The 18868-nt window shown below is 72.3% G+C and carries 19 protein-coding genes and 1 pseudogene; 13 read left to right on the top strand and 7 right to left on the bottom strand.

From position 1 onward, the window contains the following. The first annotated feature begins 229 nt into the window (after positions 1 to 229). Entirely contained in the window at positions 230 to 2293 is a 2064-nt protein-coding gene (locus AB0Q96_RS01280; protein WP_365320951.1) for a UvrD-helicase domain-containing protein, read from the top strand. Here the strand turns inward: AB0Q96_RS01280 and AB0Q96_RS01275 are convergent. From AB0Q96_RS01275 to AB0Q96_RS01255, 5 genes and pseudogenes are all read right to left on the bottom strand, one after another. Further along, positions 2290 to 3231, bottom strand: a complete 942-nt coding sequence (locus AB0Q96_RS01275; RefSeq protein ID WP_365320950.1) for an aminoglycoside phosphotransferase family protein — start codon at positions 3229 to 3231, stop codon at positions 2290 to 2292. The two genes, AB0Q96_RS01280 and AB0Q96_RS01275, sit on opposite strands and share 4 nt — an antisense overlap. Positions 3232 to 3304: 73 nt before the next feature. Next, positions 3305 to 4231 carry a hypothetical protein gene (locus tag AB0Q96_RS01270; RefSeq protein ID WP_365320949.1) on the bottom strand — a complete coding sequence of 309 codons (927 nt, stop codon included), beginning with the start codon at positions 4229 to 4231 and terminating at the stop codon, positions 3305 to 3307. A 131-nt stretch (positions 4232 to 4362) separates the two neighbouring features. Beyond that, a pseudogene (locus AB0Q96_RS01265) lies at positions 4363 to 4686 on the bottom strand (adenylyl cyclase); the annotation flags it as partial. A gap of 295 nt (positions 4687 to 4981) precedes the next feature. Next, a complete protein-coding gene (locus tag AB0Q96_RS01260; protein ID WP_365320948.1) occupies positions 4982 to 5506 on the bottom strand; it encodes a DUF6879 family protein in 525 nt (174 codons plus the stop codon). Beyond that, positions 5487 to 5720, bottom strand: coding sequence for a hypothetical protein (locus AB0Q96_RS01255; RefSeq protein ID WP_365320947.1), 234 nt, complete (start codon positions 5718 to 5720; stop codon positions 5487 to 5489). The genes AB0Q96_RS01260 and AB0Q96_RS01255 overlap by 20 nt, the downstream gene beginning before the upstream one ends. Before the next feature lie 361 nt (positions 5721 to 6081). Here AB0Q96_RS01255 and AB0Q96_RS01250 point away from each other — a divergent pair, with 361 nt between their 5' ends. Beyond that, positions 6082 to 6924 carry a hypothetical protein gene (locus AB0Q96_RS01250; protein WP_365320946.1) on the top strand — a complete coding sequence of 281 codons (843 nt, stop codon included), beginning with the start codon at positions 6082 to 6084 and terminating at the stop codon, positions 6922 to 6924. A 212-nt stretch (positions 6925 to 7136) separates the two neighbouring features. After that, a complete protein-coding gene (locus tag AB0Q96_RS01245; protein ID WP_365320945.1) occupies positions 7137 to 7637 on the top strand; it encodes a hypothetical protein in 501 nt (166 codons plus the stop codon). 44 nt (positions 7638 to 7681) lie between these two features. On the opposite strand, the gene AB0Q96_RS01240 is transcribed toward AB0Q96_RS01245, so the two are convergent. Then, complete coding sequence (locus tag AB0Q96_RS01240; RefSeq protein WP_365320944.1) at positions 7682 to 8383, bottom strand: copper homeostasis protein CutC; 702 nt, start codon at positions 8381 to 8383, stop codon at positions 7682 to 7684. A 54-nt stretch (positions 8384 to 8437) separates the two neighbouring features. After that, the gene (locus AB0Q96_RS01235) at positions 8438 to 9427 is read right to left on the bottom strand and encodes a hypothetical protein (protein ID WP_365320943.1); all 990 of its coding nucleotides are present in this window, start codon (positions 9425 to 9427) and stop codon (positions 8438 to 8440) included. Between the two features lie 312 nt (positions 9428 to 9739). Here AB0Q96_RS01235 and AB0Q96_RS01230 point away from each other — a divergent pair, with 312 nt between their 5' ends. The 10 genes from AB0Q96_RS01230 to AB0Q96_RS01185 all read left to right on the top strand — a co-directional run bounded on the left by AB0Q96_RS01230 (position 9740) and on the right by AB0Q96_RS01185 (position 18845). Further along, positions 9740 to 10030 (top strand): cation transporter, encoded by a 291-nt coding sequence (locus tag AB0Q96_RS01230; RefSeq protein WP_365320942.1) that lies wholly within the window; start codon positions 9740 to 9742, stop codon positions 10028 to 10030. A 91-nt stretch (positions 10031 to 10121) separates the two neighbouring features. Further along, on the top strand, positions 10122 to 12389 hold the full coding sequence (locus AB0Q96_RS01225) for a heavy metal translocating P-type ATPase (RefSeq protein ID WP_365320941.1): 2268 nt from the start codon (positions 10122 to 10124) through the stop codon (positions 12387 to 12389). Between the two features lie 32 nt (positions 12390 to 12421). Further along, positions 12422 to 12703, top strand: a complete 282-nt coding sequence (locus AB0Q96_RS01220) for a metal-sensitive transcriptional regulator (RefSeq protein ID WP_046906527.1) — start codon at positions 12422 to 12424, stop codon at positions 12701 to 12703. Positions 12704 to 13059: 356 nt separating this feature from the next. Continuing rightward, positions 13060 to 13434: a BlaI/MecI/CopY family transcriptional regulator gene (locus tag AB0Q96_RS01215; RefSeq protein WP_351656911.1), complete on the top strand. Its 375-nt coding sequence runs from the start codon at positions 13060 to 13062 to the stop codon at positions 13432 to 13434. Further along, positions 13431 to 14342, top strand: a complete 912-nt coding sequence (locus tag AB0Q96_RS01210) for a M56 family metallopeptidase (RefSeq protein ID WP_365320940.1) — start codon at positions 13431 to 13433, stop codon at positions 14340 to 14342. Before AB0Q96_RS01215 ends, AB0Q96_RS01210 begins: the two co-directional genes overlap by 4 nt. Before the next feature lie 209 nt (positions 14343 to 14551). Then, positions 14552 to 14926, top strand: coding sequence for a GNAT family N-acetyltransferase (locus tag AB0Q96_RS01205; RefSeq protein ID WP_365320939.1), 375 nt, complete (start codon positions 14552 to 14554; stop codon positions 14924 to 14926). A 237-nt stretch (positions 14927 to 15163) separates the two neighbouring features. Further along, the gene (locus AB0Q96_RS01200; protein WP_365320938.1) at positions 15164 to 16063 is read left to right on the top strand and encodes a class I SAM-dependent methyltransferase; all 900 of its coding nucleotides are present in this window, start codon (positions 15164 to 15166) and stop codon (positions 16061 to 16063) included. Between the two features lie 104 nt (positions 16064 to 16167). Continuing rightward, entirely contained in the window at positions 16168 to 16608 is a 441-nt protein-coding gene (locus tag AB0Q96_RS01195) for a transcriptional repressor (protein WP_365320937.1), read from the top strand. 97 nt (positions 16609 to 16705) lie between these two features. Next, a complete protein-coding gene (locus AB0Q96_RS01190) occupies positions 16706 to 17740 on the top strand; it encodes a helix-turn-helix domain-containing protein (protein WP_365320936.1) in 1035 nt (344 codons plus the stop codon). Between the two features lie 49 nt (positions 17741 to 17789). After that, positions 17790 to 18845: a helix-turn-helix domain-containing protein gene (locus AB0Q96_RS01185; RefSeq protein ID WP_365320935.1), complete on the top strand. Its 1056-nt coding sequence runs from the start codon at positions 17790 to 17792 to the stop codon at positions 18843 to 18845. The last annotated feature ends 23 nt before the right edge of the window (positions 18846 to 18868 follow it).

Raw genomic sequence — 18868 nt, 5'->3', positions numbered from 1 at the left:
AGAGCCCCCGCGAGGTCGGATCCCGGTAAAGAATCCATTCGCCCCGGACCGCCACGGAGGCGTACACTCGCCAGCTTCCCCGTCTCCCCCCGGGAGCGCCGCCGTCCGGTCGGAAACCGGCGGCCACGTGTCCGTGCATCCGCGCAAGCGCGTCACCGCGCGTCACCATGCGTCACCCGCGCATCGGCGCGCGCCGGCGTGTCCGCGCATCCGACCCGGAGGCTCCACCGTGTCCGTAACGTCCGCCACAGACGACTCCCGCGCCGTGGACGACCCGCTCTCCCGGGAACGCTCCCACCTCGCCGACTCCCGCGCCGCGCTGCGCGCCATGCGCGAGGACGTGGAGTCGCTCGACATCAAGGACGTCACCGCGAACTGGGTCAACGCCGTCATCCTGACCCGGCAGATCGAGGACCGCGTCAAGGCCCTCGCCGACCTCGCCGACACCCCGCTCTTCTTCGGCCGCCTCGACTACCTGCACACCACGCAGGAGGGCCAGCGCTTCTACATCGGCCGCCGCCACGTCCACGACGCCGTCGGCGACCCGATGGTCATCGACTGGCGCGCGCCGGTCTCCCAGCCGTACTACCAGGCGTCCAAGAAGGACCCGCAGGACGTCGGACTGCGCCGCCGCTTCGGGTACACGGGCGGCGAGCTCACCGCGTACGAGGACGAGCACCTGTCCGACCCGGCGGAGCTCGAACGCACCAGCCGGCTGCTCCAGACCGAGATCGAGCGCCCGCGCGTCGGCCCGATGCGGGACATCGTCGCGACGATCCAGCCCGAGCAGGACGAGATCGTCCGCTCCGACCTGTCCGGCACGGTCTGCGTGCAGGGCGGCCCCGGCACCGGAAAGACCGCCGTCGGCCTGCACCGGGTCGCCTACCTGCTGTACGCGCACCGGGAGCGCCTCGCCCGCACCGGCACCCTCGTCATCGGGCCGAACCGCTCCTTCCTCCAGTACATCGAGCAGGTGCTGCCCGCCCTCGGCGAGCTGGAGGTGCAGCAGGCGACCGTGGACGACCTCGTCGCCCACGTCGAGGTGCGCGGCACGGACGAGGCCGCGACCGCCGTCGTCAAGGGCGACGCCCGGATGGCCGAGGTGCTGCGCCGCGCCGTGCGCTCGCACGTCACCCTCCCCACCGAGCCGCTGATGGTCGTACGCGGCTCGCGCCGCTGGCGGGTGCCCGCGTACGAGCTGGCGGAGATGGTCCGCGAGCTCCTCGACCGGGACATCCGGTACGGGGCGGCCCACGACGCCCTGCCGCAGCGCATCGCGCACGCCGTCCTGGTCCGCATGGAGGAGGCCGGCGAGGCCCCCGACGACCGGGTGCAGAACACCGTCGCGCGCACCCCGGCGGTCAAGGCCGTCGTCAAGGAGTGCTGGCCGGCGGTCGACCCGGCGAAGCTGGTGCTGCGCCTGCTGGGCGACCCGGAATTCCTGGCCGAGCACGCCGAGGGCGTCCTGACCGACGATGAGCAGAAGCTGCTGCTGTGGGCGAAGCCCGCCCGCAGCGTGAAGTCGGCGAAGTGGTCGGCGGCGGACGCGGTCCTCATCGACGAGGCGAGGGACCTGGTGGAGCGCACCCACTCGCTGGGCCACGTCGTCCTCGACGAGGCGCAGGACCTGTCCCCCATGCAGTACCGGGCGGTGGGGCGCCGCTGCACGACCGGTTCGGCGACCGTCCTCGGCGACCTGGCGCAGGGCACCACCCCGTGGGCCACCGCGAGCTGGGCGCAGGCCCTGGAGCACCTGGGCAAGCCGGAGGCGCACGTGGAGGAGCTGACGGCCGGCTTCCGCGTGCCGCGCGAGGTCATCGCGTACGCCTCCCGGCTGCTCCCCCACATGTCGCCGGGGCTCGCCCCGGTCGAGTCCGTACGGGAGAACCCCGGCTCGCTGGAGATCCGGCGGGTGGACGGGCCGGACGACCTGGACGCGGCCGTCGTCGCGGCGTGCCTCGCGTCGCTGGCCCACGAGGGCTCGATCGGCCTGATCGCGGCGGACGCCCGCATCGCGCCGCTGGCCGAGGCCCTGACGGCGGCGGGCCTCCCGTACCTCTCCCCCGGCGAGGAGACCACCGCCGACTCGCGCCTGACGCTGGTCCCGGCGTCGCTGGCGAAGGGCCTGGAGTACGACTACGTGGTCCTGGACGAACCGTCGGCCGTGGTGGACGGCGAGCCCGACGAACGCACGGGCCTGCGCCGCCTGTACGTGGCGCTGACGCGTGCGGTGTCCGGCCTGACGATCCTTCACGCGACGCACCTGCCGCAGCAGTTGGCCGACCAGGGCTAGCCGGCGAACTCCGGCAGCGCCTGCGACCACGCCCGGCGGGCGACGGCGGCGAGGACGGGGTTGGTGACCCGGTAGTACTGCTCCGTCACCACGCCCCAGCACAGCGCCCACCCCCGGCCTCGCGCCCAGGTCGCGTCGTCGACGCGGGCGGCCTCGCGGAACAGCGGACGCGTCTCGGGGGTGAGGAGCGTCCAGGCGGCCATCATGTCGCAGGCGGGGTCGCCGACCCCGAGCCCGCCGAAGTCGATGACGGCGCTGAGCCGCCCGTCGCGGGTGAGGAGGTTGCCGGGGAGCAGGTCGCCGTGCACCCACACGGGCGCGCGGTCCCACTGCGGCAGCCGCAGCACCGCGTCCCAGGCGGCGGAGACGGCCCCGGCGTCGAGGGTGCCGTCGGCCCCGAGCGCGCGGATCGCCGGTCCCATGGCGCCGTCCTCCCACGCGGTGACCGGCCCGCCCCGGAACGACTGCGGCCCACCCGTGGCGTCGACCGCGCGCAGGGCGAACCCGAAGCGCCCCAACTCGACGGCCGCGTGCCCGAGATCACCGATCGGCGCCCGGAACGCGTCCTCGCCGTCGAGCCACTCGTACACGGACCAGGGCTGCCCGAACCCCTCCCCCGGCACCCCGAGCCCGACGGGCACGGGCACGGGCAACGGCAGACACCCGGCGAGCCGCGGCAGCCACCGCTGCTCCTTCTCGACCTGCCCCCGCGCCCAAGCGGCCTTGGGCAGCCGCACGACGAGCCCGTCCCCGAGCCGGAACATCGCGTTGTCGGTCCCGGCGGACTCGACCTGCCGCACAGACAGACCGCCCCACCGGGGGAACTGCGCACGGACGAGGCGACGCACGAGGGCGGCGTCGGGGAGGACTCCGGGGCCGCCATCAGCACTGGCATCGGAGGTGGCGTCGGAGGAGGCGTCGGAACTGGCGTCGGACATGACGCGAGGCTAACGACGCCCCACCCCGACCCGCCACGCAATTCCCCCTACTCCCTTCCCACTTCCCCACTCCCTACTTCCACACGGTCAGAGCCAGCACATCCCCTTGCATGAACGCCTGCGCCCCGGCCTGGCCCGCGCCGGAGTGGTAGTCGCTGGAGACCCAGCCGCCGACGTTGAACGTGTAGCCGTGCCCGGGCCGCATCGGGAAGAACAGCTCCAGGGGCCGGTCGACCGCGTAGGGCCCCTCGCCCCCGCTGTCCGACTCGTACGGGTCGAGGATGGTGGAGCTCACCCGGCTGCGCCAGAGCTTGTCCAGGTTGAGGTCGGTGGCGCGGAGGAGGTTGCCGTCCTCGAAGGCGGTGAACTCCATGCCGCCCTCGGAGGTGGCGTTGCCGCCGGCGCCGAGGGAGGCCAGCGTGTACGTGTACCGCATCCTGCGGAAGGACACGCCCCGCGCCATCACGTCGTGGTCGGTGGCGATGCCGAGACCGAACCCGGCGTGGGCGTTGACGAACCCGTTCGCGCCGCCGGGCGCGGAACCGGAGCGGGCGTCCAGGCCGAGCCCGCCGGTGCTGAGGTTGGTGAGCACGCCGTAGGGGGCGTAGCCGTTCGTGTCGTGCCAGCTCCAGGTGTAGTGGTACGGCGGGAGCTGCCGGGCCCCGGCCGGGGCCTCGGGCACCTTCGGCTCGGGTGCGGCGTACCGCTCGAACGAGTCCATGGACCCGTCCAGGAGCCGTACCTTGCGCAGGACTTCGGCCGCCGCGGGATCGGGCTCGACGAGCCGCACGGCGGGCGCGGCGTACGCGGCCGCCGCCTCGGCGATCACGGCCTCGGCCTCCCGCCGGAGCCGCGTCGCCTCCATGTGCCGCAGGACGAGCGCCCCGACGGTACGCTCGGCCGCTTCGCGCAGCTCCTCGGAAGGGTGCTCGTCACGGTAGGCGATGCGGATGTTCAGCGAAGCGATATCGGGTGCCGGATAGGTAGTTGAATGCGCCATGACCACCGGACCGTCCCTTCCTGGCTCTCCTGACTCCCCTGTCACGATGCCGCGGCGGAACGGGGCGGACCCCACCCGCCACACCTTCAGCCTGCGCCGGGCGGGGGAAGATCGCATGCGCGGGGCGGGGGTCAGGGCCTCTCGGCGGCCTGGAAGAGGAGTGTGGGCTCGGCGAGGATGTCGCGGCCGGCCTCGCTCTTGTAGATCTCGTCGACGCTGCCGAAGCGGGCTTCGGTGTCGTCGAGGTCGAGGAGGTCGGCGGCCTGGCGGACGGATGCCTCGTCGGGGCCTTCGATCTCCAGGAAGGTGGGGAGGTCGGGCCAGGTGTCGAAGTCGAAGGCGACCTCGCCCAGGCGCCACTCCTCGCGGTAGTTCTCCTGGTAGCGGACCTCGGTGAGGCCGAGGCGGCGGAGGATGTCGGCCATGGCGTGGAGGTCGGTGACCTCGGTCTCGAGCCCGGGAAGGCCGGGTCCACGCGGTTGCACGCGGTTGCACGTGGCTGCACACGATCAGCGGAAAGAGTCGATCGCCTTGTCGATCAGGGCTCGTGCGTCCGGTCCGTGCACGGCCAGCCGCCCGAGTTCACGGAACGCTCTGAGGTACGTGCGGATTTCATCCGGCGACTCGATGCTGATCTCCGCCGTCAGCGTCTCGACCGCGACGAGCTCCTACGGCCTGGCGGGCGACCCGAGCGGTCGAGAGCGGTGTTCGGGGCATGGGTCTGGGCATGGGTCGGGGTACCGGGTCCGCTCAGAGTTCGTATGAGCCGTGTGGGGTGGCGCGCTCCCAGACCGCGTCGAACGCGGCCCCGCACAGCCGCGTCACGTCAACGGCCTCGCTCTCGTCGGTGTGGACCCATCTGCCCTCGCCGTCGAAGACGTTGAACTGGACCAACCGACCGTCGAACAGCCAGAAATCGTTGCCTGGCAAGGCGAGATCACTGGCGTCGCGCCGAGAGAGCCATCTGATCTCCTCACCGGCCGCCACGTTGGTGAACGTGAACGAGTGGAGGAAGCGGGTGTACTCGCTCGGAGGTTCCGACACGACACGCGCCCTGCGCACGGCCACGCCCTTGGCCGTGACCTCTTGGACGAGGTCGAGCCAGGGACGCCACCACGACGCGCGGTCGTCCGGGTCGAGCCTGTGGCCTTCCCGCCACTTCGCGAGAGCCTCGTCCTCGTAGTCGATCCAGTACGAGTCCCGAAGTTCGAGGTGTACGGCCGAGTGAGCCGCCGACCTGATCAAGTCGGCGAAGCTACTGAGGCTTTGCGCCATCGAGTGCCTCCCTCAGCAGCGGAATCATGCGCGCCGGCAATCGCACCACTCCTTCATGGGAAGGCAGCAGGCTGTCCTCGGCCGTCCGGGCGAGCGTCGCCCGATCTGCGCTCGCCCCCTGAATGACGACGTCGTGCGTCTCGTCGTCCACCCACACGGCCGGACACCCGTGATCCCCGGACTCCGGATCTTTCCCGACGAACCGTAAGGCCATGACCACTCCATCCGTAGAGTCGGTTGCTCTCGGTCGCACGCTCCCACTCTGCTGGACCGACACCGACCAGGGGCCGGGATTCCTCAGGAAGCCACCCCTGGCCGGGCGGACGCCCCCTCGCTCCGGGGCGCGCCCCGCCACGCCCCGGCGGGGCTCGACGCCCTGTAAGTACTCCGGGAAGGACCTTCCGAACCGCCCCCTCCGTCCCCCAACTGGGCCCGCCACACGTTCGGGTGAAGAAGTGTCCGGAAGGCGGACGGGTGGGGTACGGTCGGCCGCGACAACTGGCATATGCAACTCGGCCCCCGGCAGGACGGCAATCCTGACGAGGGCCTACCGATCTGGAAGAAGACGCTTCCCGATGGCTGACCCGCAGTCTAACGCGGCCCGTTCCGCGTATCCCGTTCCCTTCGCGATCCCCGCCGACGCGCCGCCCTCCGGGGTGATCCATGTGCGGCACCGGCACCGGGAGCGGTTCACCGTCGTGGGGAACCACCTCGCCCAGCACCCGGACCTGTCCGCCGCCGCCGTCGGGCTGGCCGTCTACATCCAGTCGCTGCCCGACGGGGCCGACGTCACCGTCAAGCGGCTCACCCTGCGGTTCCGCGAGGGCGAGATCACGGTGCGGCGGGCGCTCAACGAGCTGGTCGCGGCCGGGTACTTGGAGCGGCGTCGGGTGACCCTCGGGGGTGGGCGGTTCGCCACCCGTGTGATCGCGTACGACCGGCCCGGGGCCCGCGCGGAGGCGGTGAAGCCGCCGGAGGCGGGCGCGGACGACGTGCCCGTGGTCGCGGAACGGGTGGCCGCTCCGGCCGTGCCCGAGGCGCTCGATCCCTCCTCGCCCGCCGTCGGGCTCCTCACGCGGCTGCGGGCCGTCGACGGCCGTCTGTTGCTGTCCTGGCGGGACGTCCAAGAGCTCGCGCCCGGGGTCGAGACGTGGCTCGGGCGCGGAGTCGGGGGCGAGCAGGTCGTGCGGACGCTCACCGCCGCGCTTCCGCCCGGGCACGTGCCCATCCACCATCCGGCCCGCTTCCTCGCGTACCGGCTCGACGCCATGCTCCCGCCGCCTCTGCCCGTCGCCCCGCCACGGCCGGCGGCCCCGCCGCCGCTGGTCACCTGCGACGGGTGCGAACGGGCGGTCCGCAGCCATGATCCCGATGCCCTGTGCGCCGAGTGCAGAGAGCGGGGCGCGGCCGTGGCCTGAGGTGTTGCGCCGGAAGCGCCAGGGGTGCCCCGCTTCCGTCGAGCTCAGATGTCGATCAAGTCGGGGGGATTCCCCCGGCTGAGGGTTGACCGGCTCCCCGCGTCTGCGTGTAATGGCGTCATCGCTGCCCTGACCAGGCAACTTGGCGGCTTTTACTCGAATCCGTGGGGGGAATCGTGCGTGGCTCTTCGGCGCTCGTCAGCAGGTCCGTTTTGGCTCTGCTGCTGACGTTCGGCTCCTACTCCGCTCTCGACGGCGGCTCTCGGCCGCTCGAAGGGAACGCCCTCGACGGGGCCGTGCACGAGGCCGGGTTCGATCACGCGCGGGTCGGTGAGGCCTGGTGGGTCCTGTTGCCCGTCGTGCGGAACCGGTCGGGTGCGGACGTCGAGGTGCTCGATGTCCGGGTGCTCGACCTGCCGGCCGGGCTGCGGGCCGAGCGGTACGCGGCGTTCGACGCCGAGGAGACCGGTGCGCCGTTCCTGATGGTGCGGGACGGCGGCCCCGAGTTTCCGAGCGGCCGCTACGCCGACCGGTCGGGGCGGCCCGTCCGGCTGGAGCCGGGCGAGGTGAGTCGTGTCTATCCGGCGGTCAAGGTCCGGGTGACGGGTGAGGTGCTCGGGGAGCCCTCCGCGTGCCGGTTCACGTACGCCCGCGGGGCCGATCGGTTCACGCAGGTGCTGCCCTGCGGGTTCACCTTGCGGCTGGCGGCGTAGGCGGGGGGAGCCCCGGGTCCGGGTCCGGGGGCTCCCCCGCCGCGTCACGCCTGGTCCAGCGCCTCGCGCCAGGCCCGTACCGCCTGCTCCGAGACCGGGGCCGTCCAGCCGGACGGGCGGGCCGCGCCGCCGATGTGGAAGGCGTCGAGGCCGGCGGCCCGGAGGGTCGGGAGGTGGTCGAGGCGGAGGCCGCCGCCGACGAGGATCTGGGGCTCGTAGCCGGGTTCGCCGGCGCGGGCCGCCTCCGCCTTCAGGGTGGCGAGGCCGTCGTCGACGCCGGTGGCCGCGCCCGCGGTCAGGTAGGTGTCGAGGCCCGGGAGGTCCGCGAGCTGCTTGCGCAGGGCGTCGCGGTCGGCGGCGCGGTCGATCGCCCGGTGGAAGGTCCAGCGGCAGCCGTCCAGGACGGCGACCAGGCGCTCGACGGCGACCAGGTCGGGGTCGCCGGACGGGGTGAGGAAGCCCAGGACGAACTCGTCGGCGCCCGCCGCGCGGAGCTCCGTCGCGCGCGCCACCAGGGCGTCGACCCGCTCGGCGTCCCCGGCCGCGAAGCCGTCGGTGAGTCTGAGCATCACGCGCAGCGGGATGTCCACGGCGGCGCGGATCGCCGCGAAGCCGGTCGTGGACGGGGTGAGCCCGTCCGCCGCCATGTCGGTGACCAGTTCGAGGCGGTCCGCCCCACCGGCCTGGGCAGCGACCGCGTCCTCCTCGTCGAGGGCGATCACCTCCAGCACTGCACGGTTGCTCATCGAGCCCATTCCTCCTGGGATCCCACGGCTTACAGGTCTAGTCCAATGACCAGACTAGCCGTGGGAGTGGCCTCCCGCATCGTGCGCCGGGGACTGAGTCGCGCCCGCCGGGGCCGAGGCCGGCGCGGACGCCGCTCCCGCGCGGACCGTGAAGGCGGCCGTGCGGACCTTGCCCTCGTGCTGGAAGTCCAGGAACAGGCGGTACGTGCCCGAGCTCGGGGCCGTCGCCGTGAAGGACACGTCGGGGCCCGGGCCGCCCTCGTTCGGGTGTACGTGCAGGTAGGCCAGGTCGCCGTCACGGAGGGCGACCAGGTGGCCGTACGCCCCCAGGTAGGGCTCCAGGTTCGTGACGGGCTTGCCGGCCTTGGTCACGATGAGGCGCAGCTCACCCGCCTTGCCCGGGTCGAGCGTCCCGGCGAGCCGCACCTGGTAGCCGTCCACGTTCGCCGTGGGCGTGACCGGCGGCATCGGGCGCGGGGCGTACGCGCCGGGTACGGACAGGTCCGCGCCGAGCGTGACGCCCTTCGCGCCCTTCACCGCGGGCTTGAAGTCGGCGAACGCCTTGTAGCCGCCGGCCGCCGGCAGGTCCGCCCGGACCGTCCAGGTGCCGTCGGCGCCCTTGACCGGGTGCAGGTGGCGGAAGACGTTCAGGTCGCGCGAGGCGACGATGAAGTGCAGCTCCTTGCCGTGTTCCGTGGTGAACGCGGTGACCTTCCGGCCGTTCGCGTCCTTGATCGAGAAGCGCAGGGTGCTCGCGCCGACCGCCGGGGACGGGGTGTCCAGGGCGAGGGTGTAGCCGCCCTCGGAGACCTGGAGGCCGCCCGCCGCGGGGGCGCTCGCCGCGCCCGCGGCGGCGCCCTCCTCGTGGCCCGCGTGCCCGCCGCCGCCCGACTCCGGCTTCTCGGGCGCGGTCGCCGCGTGCTCCCCGTGGCCGGGCTTCGCGGCCTCGCCGATCGGGCCGACGCCCTTGCCCACCCCGTACGCGGTCCCGAAGGTCGCGGCGAGCGCGGCGGCAAAGGCGGTGATCTTCACTCCGGTGTTCATGGCTGCTCTCCCGTACGTGCATGGGCGGCGTGGGCTCCAGCAGGCGCCGATCCGATCTGACGTGACCTGCCGTGATCTGACGTGATCGACGCGATCGACGTGATCCGACGCGTGAGCCTCATCTTCATTGCACTTCACCATACCCCTGGGGGGTATCAAGTCAAGTCGGGCCCACGCTTGCGTCGGATACCCAAGGGGGGTATATATGGAGGGAGAGCGATACCCCCCGAGGGTATCTCGGTACCCCTCGGGGCACGACTCGCCCGACGAACTGAAGATCAAGAAGATCTTGAAGATCAACTGGAGGAAGCCATGGGTTCCTGCTGCACCCCTGACGGCAGCTGCTCGACCAACACCGTCGAGATCTCGACGGCCACCGCCGTCGCCGACACCACCGCCACCGTCTACGCCGTCTCCGGCATGACCTGCGGCCACTGCAAGACCGCCATCACCAACTCCGTCAGCGCGCTCGACGGCGTCATCACCGTGGACGTCGACATCGCCGCCGGCCGGGTGACCGTCACCACCGGCGGCGAGCCCGACGACGCCGCGATCGCCGCCGCGATCGACGACGCGGGCTACGAGCTGACCGGCCGCGCCTGACCGGCGCCCCCAGCGCCGACAACGGCCGCCGGGGCTCGACCACCACGCCCGGGCCCCGGCCCCCGAACTCGCCACACCGAGGAGCAGTTTCATGACAACGACCACTCCGGGCACCGCCCAGGTCGAGCTCGCCATCGGCGGCATGACCTGCGCCTCGTGCGCGGCCCGCATCGAGAAGAAGCTCAACCGCATGGACGGGGTCGAGGCCACCGTCAACTACGCGACCGAGAAGGCGAAGGTCACCTTCGACGCCGACATCGACGTCGCCGCGCTGATCGCCACCGTCGAGGCCACCGGCTACTCCGCCAAGGAGCCGGAGCCCGAGCGCCCGGCCGCCACCGGCGGCCCGGAGGGCCCCTCCGACGAGGAGATCGCCGACGCCGAGCTCCGCCCGCTCAAGCAGCGCCTGATCACCGCCGTCGCGCTCGCCGTGCCGACCATCGCGATGGCGATGGTCCCGGCCCTCCAGATCGAGTACTGGCAGTGGCTGAGCCTCACGCTCACCGCGCCGGTCGTCGTCTACGCCGCCTGGCCCTTCCACAAGGCCGCCTGGACCAACGCCAAGCACGGCGCCGCGACCATGGACACGCTGATCTCGGTCGGCACCATCGCCGCGTTCCTGTGGTCCCTGTGGGCGCTGTTCTTCGGCACCGCCGGCACCCCGGGGATGACCCACGCCTTCGAGTTCACGATCGCCCGCACCGACGGCGCCGGGAACATCTACCTGGAGGCCGCGGCCGGCGTCACCGCCTTCATCCTGGCCGGGCGCTACTTCGAGGCCCGCTCGAAGCGCAAGGCCGGCGCCGCGCTCAAGGCGCTGATGCAGCTGGGCGCCAAGGAGGTGACCGTTCTCAAGAACGGTCAGGAGGTCACCGTACCGACCGCCGACCTCCAGGTCGGCGACCGCTTCCTGGTCCGCCCCGGCGAGAAGATCGCCACCGACGGCACCGTGGTCGAGGGCTCCTCCGCCGTCGACGCCTCCATGCTCACCGGCGAGTCCGTCCCGGTCGAGGTCTCGGCCGGCGACTCCGTCACCGGCGCCACCCTGAACGCCGGCGGACGCCTGGTCGTCGAGGCCACCCGGGTCGGCTCCGACACCCAGCTGGCCCGCATGGCCAAGCTGGTCGAGGACGCCCAGAACGGCAAGGCCGCCGCCCAGCGCCTCGCCGACAAGATCTCCGCCGTCTTCGTGCCGATCGTCATCGCGCTCGCCCTCGGCACCCTCGGCTTCTGGCTCGGCACCGGCCAGGGACTCACCGCCGCGTTCACCGCCGCCGTCGCCGTCCTGATCATCGCCTGCCCCTGCGCCCTCGGCCTGGCCACCCCGACCGCCCTCATGGTCGGCACCGGCCGCGGCGCCCAGCTCGGCATCCTGATCAAGGGCCCGGAGGTCCTGGAGACCACCCGCAAGGTCGACACCATCGTCCTCGACAAGACCGGCACCGTCACCACCGGCCGGATGACCCTCATCAAGGTCCACACCGCCGCCGGCACCGACGAGAACGACGTCCTGCGCCTCGCGGGCGCCCTGGAGCACTCCTCCGAGCACCCGATCGCCCAGGCCGTCGCCGGCGGCGCCGCCGCCCGCGTCGGCACCCTGCCCACCCCCGAGGACTTCGCCAACATCCCCGGACTCGGCGTCCAGGGCGTCGTCGACGGCCACGCCGTCCTCGTCGGCCGCGAGAAGCTGCTCGAAGAGTGGGCGATGGAGCTCAGCCCGTCCCTCAAGGCCGCCAAGGACGCCGCCGAGAAGGCCGGCAAGACCGCCATCGCGGTCGCCTGGGACGGCGAGGCCCGCGCGGTCCTGGAAGTCGCCGACGCGGTCAAGGAGACCAGCCCGGAGGCCATCCGCCGGCTCAAGGCCCTCGGCCTCACCCCGATCCTGCTCACCGGCGACAACAAGGCGGTCGCCGAGGCCGTCGCCGCCGAGGTCGGCATCGCCGAGGTGATCGCCGAGGTCATGCCGCAGGACAAGGTCGACGTCGTCAAGCGCCTCCAGGCCGAGGGCCGTTCGGTCGCCATGGTCGGCGACGGCGTCAACGACGCCGCCGCGCTCGCCCAGGCCGACCTCGGCCTCGCGATGGGCACCGGCACCGACGCCGCCATCGAGGCCGGCGACCTGACCCTCGTACGGGGCGACCTGCGGGCGGCGGCGGACGCGATCCGGCTCTCCCGCAAGACCCTCGGCACCATCCGCTCGAACCTGTTCTGGGCCTTCGCCTACAACGTGGCCGCCCTGCCGCTCGCCGCGGCCGGACTGCTCAACCCGATGATCGCCGGAGCGGCGATGGCCTTCTCCTCGGTCTTCGTCGTGGGCAACAGCCTCCGCCTGCGTGGTTTCCAAGCCGCCGACAAGTAGCCGTCGGCCCGTGATGTGACGAGGAGGCCGCCGTGGCCGGTTACGGACAGCACAAGGAAGACATCATCAGACGCCTGAGGCGCATCGAGGGCCAGGTCCGGGGGGTGCAGCGGATGGTGGACGAGGACGTCTACTGCATCGACGTCCTCACCCAGGTCTCCGCGATCAACGCGGCGCTCCAGTCCTGCGCGGTCGCCCTCCTGGACGAGCACCTCAGCTGCTGCGTCACGGAGGCCATCGAGGCCGGCGGCGACCAGGCCAAGGTGAAGGTCGGCGAGGCGTCGAAGGCGATCGCCCGCCTGATCCGGACCTGATCCGGGCCTGAACCGGACACGAGCGCGGCGGGAATCCTGGCCCTCAGGGCCGGAATCCCGCCGCGTTTCGTCGAACCGGACCTGACGCAGTCGGCGTCAGGACAAGTAAAGAGAGAGTCAACCGCCCTTGTGCGAAGGGCAGCCGGTGGACAGTCGGACGCTCAGCCGAACACACAGGCCGAGCACCTGACGGAGGAGCACCAGTTCCGCCGAGCCGGGGACTTCGATTCCGCAGACCTTCGCGCACGGGCGGTTCCGTATCGGAGTAGTCATCCCGCCATCGTACCCCTGGGGGGTATATCTGTGCGGGGGAGGCGGCCCGTACGATGAGCCGCCCGTGACGGGAGGGGATGCACGTGCGCCGGCTGGGAGAGCTGGAGGCCGAGATCATGGACCGACTGTGGGCCTGGCAGCGGCCCGCGACGGTCCGCGAGGTCGTCGAGGACATCAATCTGGGGCGCCGCGTCGCCTACACCACGGTGATGACGGTCGCCGACATACTCCACCGCAAGGGCTGGCTGCGGCGCGAGAAGTCGGGCCGGGCCTGGCTGTACGAGCCCGTCCGCAGCCGCGAGGAGTACACCGCCGGCCTCATGCAGGACGCGCTCGGCGACAGCCAGGACCGGCCCGCCGCGCTGCTGCGCTTCGTGGAGACCATCTCCGACGAGGACATGGCCGCCCTCGACGCGGCACTGCGCACCGCCCGGCGCGCCCACGGCGAGGACGGATGAACCACCACACCCTCCCCCCGCTCGGGCTCGCCCTCTGTACGGGCCTCCTGGTGCCGTGGCTGCTGGTGCGGGCCCGCTGGGCGCAGCAGGTGCCGCGGCTCGCGCTCGCCGTGTGGGCCGCGAGCGGGGCGCTCTTCGCCTCCAGCGTGGCCCTGCTCTCCGCCCAGCTGATGCTGCCGAGCCGGACCGGACACCGGCTGAGCGACGCGCTGTTCGCGCTCCAGATGCCGCCCGCCGAGCGGCTGCTCCACCTCGACGAGCGCGAGTACGTCGCCGCCGCGATCGCCGCCGCCCTGATCGCCGTGCCCGTCGCCGGCTTCGCCCGCGCCCTGCTGCGGGCCCGGCGGCTGCGGCTGCGGCACGCGGCGACGCTGCGGCTCGTCGGACGGTACGACCCGGAGCTGCGGGCGACCATCCTGGAGCACGAACACCCCGCCGTCTACTGCCTGCCGGGCCGCTCCCGCCGGGTGGTGGTCTCGTCCGGCGCGCTGCGCACCCTCACGCCCCCGCAGCTCGCCGCCGCGCTCGCGCACGAGCGGGCCCACATCTCCGGGCGGCACCACATCCTGGTCGCCGCGACCGAGTCGTTCGCCGCCGCGTTCCCGTATCTGCCGCTCGCCCGGCACGGCGCCACGGCGGTGCCCCTGCTGCTCGAAATGGCCGCGGACGACCGGGCGTTGCGCCGATGTTCGCGCGACGCGCTCGCCACCGCGCTCTACGCACTTGCCTCCGGCAAGGCGCCGCGCGAGGCATTCGCGGCGGGCGGTCCTTCGGCCGCGCTGCGCATGCGCCGCATCCTCACCCCGCACAGTGCCGGGCACCCGGTACTGCGCGGGATGCTCACGATCGCGACCGCCGGACTGGCCGTCTCGCCTCTGATCATCGCCTGCTGCTCCTTCCCCAATTAAATACTAAGCGAATTCGTAGATTTCACATCGGTCACAGCCGTCTGAATTCCCCGCTATTGTGGGTATGTTGACGTTCAGCTGGGCACGTCGAAGGGTACGAACCAATGCAGCTGGGTGACGTGCGGGCGGCGGGCGCCGCGGACGCGACGACGATATCCAGGCTGCTTGCCGAGTCCATTCGGGGTAGCTATACGGAAATTCTCGGAGAAATGCCGACCGGGCGCCTTGTCTCCACACAATGCGCACTTCCCCGTATCCGTGCGGAAATTGAAATTCCCGGCGGTGCGCCCGGCTGGCTCGGCTGGCTGGTGGCGACCGGCGCGGACGGCACGGTGATCGGCGTCGCGGCCGGCGGGGTGCCGATGCCGGGCGAGGGCGAGATCTACGCGCTCGCCGTCGTCCCCGGTGCCCGGCGCGGCGGCGTGGGCACGGCGCTCCTGGCGGCGGCCGGCGAACGGATGACCTCCTTCGGCGCCACCGAGCAGCGGGTCACCCTGCCCAGCGAGCAGGACCCCTCCCTGCCCTTCTTCGACCGGCTCGGCTTCGCCCCCCTCAGCCCCACCCGCCTGAACCGCACCCTCTGACGGCTCCGTACGCCGCAGCAGCCCCCCTCCTCCCCCGCATTCGGCCACGCGTTCGTGGCAGACACACGCCATCGCGTGTTCACGCCCCCGGATCCGCTGGAATCGCCCCTCCGACCCCGGTCAGGATGGAGCACAGCGGCGCGGCCCCGGCGGCACGGGAGCTTCGCCCGGACGGCATGGACCGAGCGAGCCCCTGGAGGAGCGATGCACACACCGAGCGGCACTTCCCTGCCCGCTGTGCCCGCAGCGCTCGCGCCGGTCCTGCCGTCCCGATACGGCCACCCCGGCATCTCCGTCGAGACGCTCGACGCCCTCGACGCCCTCGAACTGCCCGCCCCCGGCGCCGGCATCCGCGTCAAGTCCGACACCCTTCCCGGACTCGAAACGGTCTCCCCCGGCGACGAGGACTCGGTCTGGCTCTACGACGCGCTCCTCGGCCCGCACAGCGCCGACATCGTCCGGTACCTCAGTCTCGCCCGCTCCACCGGCGGCCCCGTCCTCGATCTCGGCTCCGGCGCCGGACGGCTCGCCGTCCCCTTCGCCCGGCACGGCTTCGCCGTGGAAGCCGTGGACCGGGACGGCCCCGCACTGGAACGCCTCGAGTCCTGGGCCCGGCGCATCGGCCCGCAGGTCGCCGAGCTGATCGTGACCACCCGGGCCGACCTCACCGAGCTGCGGCTCGACGGCGACTACCGGCTGGCGCTGCTCGCCGGCGCGATGGTCTCCGCCGTACCGCCCCGCGCACGGCCCCGGCTGCTGCGCGAGATCGCCTCGCACCTGGGGGCGGGCGGAGCGCTCGCGCTCGACTACACGGCCCACCTGGCACCGGGGCTGATCGCGGAACCGCAGCGCACCTGGGCCTTCCAGGTGCCGCGGTTCGACGGGATCGACGAGTGGGTGGTGGCCCGGCAGGTCTTCGACCTGCGCTCGATGAGCGAGCGGATCACGTACTACTCGGCCCGCACCGGCAAGCTGTCCACCGAGCGGGTCGTGCTGACCACCGACAAGTGGATCGTCGACGGCGAGCACCTCGCGGCCGAGCTGCACTCGGCCGGTCTGCACATCGAGGGCCGGCGGCGGCACCGCATCGACGAGCGGACCGAGAGCGTGCTGCTGGTCTGCCGGACCGAGGACTGACCGGGCCCCCCGGGTACGCCCGGGGGCGACCCACTGACGACAAGGACGGCCAAGAGGTACGATGCCCACAAAGGTTTGGGCCGACCAGGTTGCGGGCGGAGAAGATGGCAGTCGTGGAAGAGCTGACGGGCCGCGAGGCGGTGATCCAGCGCCTGCGCGACGTCGGTCTGCGGGTCACCGGACCGCGCCTGGAGGTGCTCACCGTGCTCGCCGCCGGCGGCCATCTCGACGTCGAGGCGATCACCGGGACCGCCCGTGAGCGGCTCGGCACCCTGACCAGCCAGGCCGTGTATGAGATGCTGCGGCACTTCCAGGAGACGGGCCTGGTCAGCAAGTTCGACCGCCCCGGGCTGCCGGCCGTCTTCGAGGTGTCCGGCCCGCCGCACCAGCACGCCCTGTGCGTCGAGTGCGGCCGGGTGGAGAACGTGGACGCGACCGCCCCCGCCCCGCCGCGCGGCAGTCTGCCGCAGTGGCGGATGAGCGACGCCGAGGTGGTCTTCAAGGGCGTTTGCCCCGACTGCGACAAAGAGCACCGTTCGCGCTGAAAACGCTTGAACACCGTGCGTCGCGTTCGAATGTGTGGCAGGGTCGAGCGGGGCGTTTCAACGGGATCCGCGCGATCCGAGGGGAGTCTGCTGCGCCGTGTCCAAAAACGCCGCCGGAGCGCGAGCGGGAAGCGACCAGGCCCTCACTCTCTACCAGGCGCTTCGTGCCACCCCGGCCGACCCCTTCGAAGCCGTCGCACGCCGCCTCGAACTGACCGACACCGAGCGCGAGCGCTGCCGTGACGAGCTGATCGCCCTCGGGCTGCTCGACCACGGGCGCATCACCCCCGAGCGGCCCGCCCCCGTCGTCGTCGCCCCCGACATCGCCCTGCTCCACCTGCTCCAGCACGAACGCGACCGGCTGGAGAACCGGCTGGCCGAGACCAGCCGCGCCCACACCACCCTGGAAACCCTCGCGGGACCGTTTCTGCGGGCCGGCCTCGAACCCGGCTCCGAGGTCGAGGTCGAGATCGTCGACGACCCGGCCCAGGTCCGCCGCGAGCTGGCCGAACTGACGGACACGGTCCGCGAATCGGTCCACTCCATGCTGACCGGCGCGGTCCGGCGCGAGGAGATGGCACTGGAGTTGGAATGGGACCGCCGCAGGGTGGCGCGCGGGGTGCGCGTCCACGCCATGTACAGCCAACGCGTCGGCGCCGTACCGGAGATGGTGCAGCACCTCGCCGAGCGCACCGCGCTCGGCGTCGAGGTCCGCCTCTCCCCCGTCGTCCCCATGAACATGGTCCTCGCCGACGACAACTTCGCCCTGCTGCCCACCGATCCGCACGACCCCGAGTCGGCCGCCATCCTGGCCCGCGGCCCCGGCCTGGTCCGCTCCTACCGCGCCCTGTACGGGTACTGCTGGCACGCCGCCACCCCGTACGGCCACGAGGAACCCGCCGAGCACGGCGGCGACGGACTGTCCGAGCAGCAGCGGGCCGCGCTGCGGATGCTCGCCTCCGGGATCAAGGACGAGCAGGTCGCGCGCAACCTGGGCGTCTCGCTGCGCACCGTGAGCCGGCTGATCTCCGAGGTCATGCAGGAACTGGACGCCGCCAGCCGCTTCGAGGCGGGGGTGAAGGCCGCCCGCCTCGGCCTCCTGGACGGCGAGACGCACAAACACACCGCGTAGCCTGGACGGTCGGGACGATCGATTCGCGACGATAGGGGGGTGGTTCGCCATGGTCACGACGGGCGACGGCACGGAGGGCCGCACGACGACCGGCCAACTGGTGACTCTCTATCAGGAACTGCGCAGGCGAGGGGCGTCCCACTTCACCGAGACCGCGGCCGCGTTAGGGTTCGCGCCCGAGGAGTACGAGCGATGTCGGGCCGAACTGATCGCGCTGGGCCTGATCGTGCCGACCAACAGCACCCACGCCACCGTCACCGACGTACGCAACGCCGCCTGGCGTCCGGACGCCGACACGGTGGCGTCCGTCGCCCCGGAGATCGCCCTGCTGCGTCTCCTGGACCGGGAACGGGTCCGGCTGAGAGAGCACCTGGCCGAGGCCGACCGGGCGTTCAGCACCCTGGAGACCCTGGCCGGCACCTTCCTGCGGGCGAGCGCCCTGGCGGGCTCCGAGGTCGAGGTCGAGGCGCTCACCGACTACCGCAGGATCCAGCAGACGCTGGAGGACATCACCGACGTCATCCAGGAGAGCTCCGCCTCGATGCACCCCGGCGGCCCGAGCCGCCAGGCGCAGGCGCGGACTCTGGACCGGGACCGGCGGCAGCTGGAGAACGGCGTGCGGGTCCGCGCCATCTACTCCCGGGCCCACGCCGACCTGCCGGACGTCGCCGAACTGCTGCGCATGCGGATCGAGATGGGCGTGGAGATCAAGGTCGCGCGGTCGGTGCCGATGAACATGGTGATCGCCGACCAGCAGTACGCGCTGCTGCCGATCCGCCCCGAGGACGGGCGCGAGGGCGCCATCCTGGCCCGCGGCTCCGCCCTCGTCCGCTCCTACCTGGGCCTCTACGAGCACTGCTGGCACACGGCCGCCCCCTACGGCGACGAGACCTCCGTGGAACGCGGCGGCGACGGCCTGTCCGAGCAGCAGCGAGCCGCGCTCCAGATGCTGGCGACCGGAATGAAGGACGAGAAGATCGCCCGGAACCTCGGCGTCTCGCTGCGCACGGTGAGCCGCATGCTGTCCGAACTCATGCAGGAATTGGGGGCGTCGAGCCGCTTCGAGGCCGGCGTGCGCGCGGTGCGGCTCGGCTGGCTGGACTGACAGGGAAGAACATTCCGCGAAAC

It is taken from the genome of Streptomyces sp. NPDC093111 (assembly GCF_040683955.1).
Classification (GTDB): Bacteria; Actinomycetota; Actinomycetes; order Streptomycetales; family Streptomycetaceae; genus Streptomyces.
The sequence above is the reverse complement of the archived record's forward strand: the minus strand, read 5'-3'. Positions and strand labels throughout refer to the sequence as shown.

Coding starts and splice junctions, on each gene's coding strand:
- AB0Q96_RS01275 (WP_365320950.1), bottom strand. CDS start 3,231: ATGTCCGACGCCAGTTCCGACGCCTCCTCCGACGCCACCTCCGATGCC.
- AB0Q96_RS01270 (WP_365320949.1), bottom strand. CDS start 4,231: ATGGCGCATTCAACTACCTATCCGGCACCCGATATCGCTTCGCTGAAC.
- AB0Q96_RS01260 (WP_365320948.1), bottom strand. CDS start 5,506: ATGGCGCAAAGCCTCAGTAGCTTCGCCGACTTGATCAGGTCGGCGGCT.
- AB0Q96_RS01255 (WP_365320947.1), bottom strand. CDS start 5,720: ATGGCCTTACGGTTCGTCGGGAAAGATCCGGAGTCCGGGGATCACGGG.
- AB0Q96_RS01250 (WP_365320946.1), top strand. CDS start 6,082: ATGGCTGACCCGCAGTCTAACGCGGCCCGTTCCGCGTATCCCGTTCCC.
- AB0Q96_RS01240 (WP_365320944.1), bottom strand. CDS start 8,383: ATGAGCAACCGTGCAGTGCTGGAGGTGATCGCCCTCGACGAGGAGGAC.
- AB0Q96_RS01235 (WP_365320943.1), bottom strand. CDS start 9,427: ATGAACACCGGAGTGAAGATCACCGCCTTTGCCGCCGCGCTCGCCGCG.
- AB0Q96_RS01230 (WP_365320942.1), top strand. CDS start 9,740: ATGGGTTCCTGCTGCACCCCTGACGGCAGCTGCTCGACCAACACCGTC.
- AB0Q96_RS01225 (WP_365320941.1), top strand. CDS start 10,122: ATGACAACGACCACTCCGGGCACCGCCCAGGTCGAGCTCGCCATCGGC.
- AB0Q96_RS01210 (WP_365320940.1), top strand. CDS start 13,431: ATGAACCACCACACCCTCCCCCCGCTCGGGCTCGCCCTCTGTACGGGC.
- AB0Q96_RS01205 (WP_365320939.1), top strand. CDS start 14,552: ATGCCGACCGGGCGCCTTGTCTCCACACAATGCGCACTTCCCCGTATC.
- AB0Q96_RS01195 (WP_365320937.1), top strand. CDS start 16,168: ATGGCAGTCGTGGAAGAGCTGACGGGCCGCGAGGCGGTGATCCAGCGC.
- AB0Q96_RS01185 (WP_365320935.1), top strand. CDS start 17,790: ATGGTCACGACGGGCGACGGCACGGAGGGCCGCACGACGACCGGCCAA.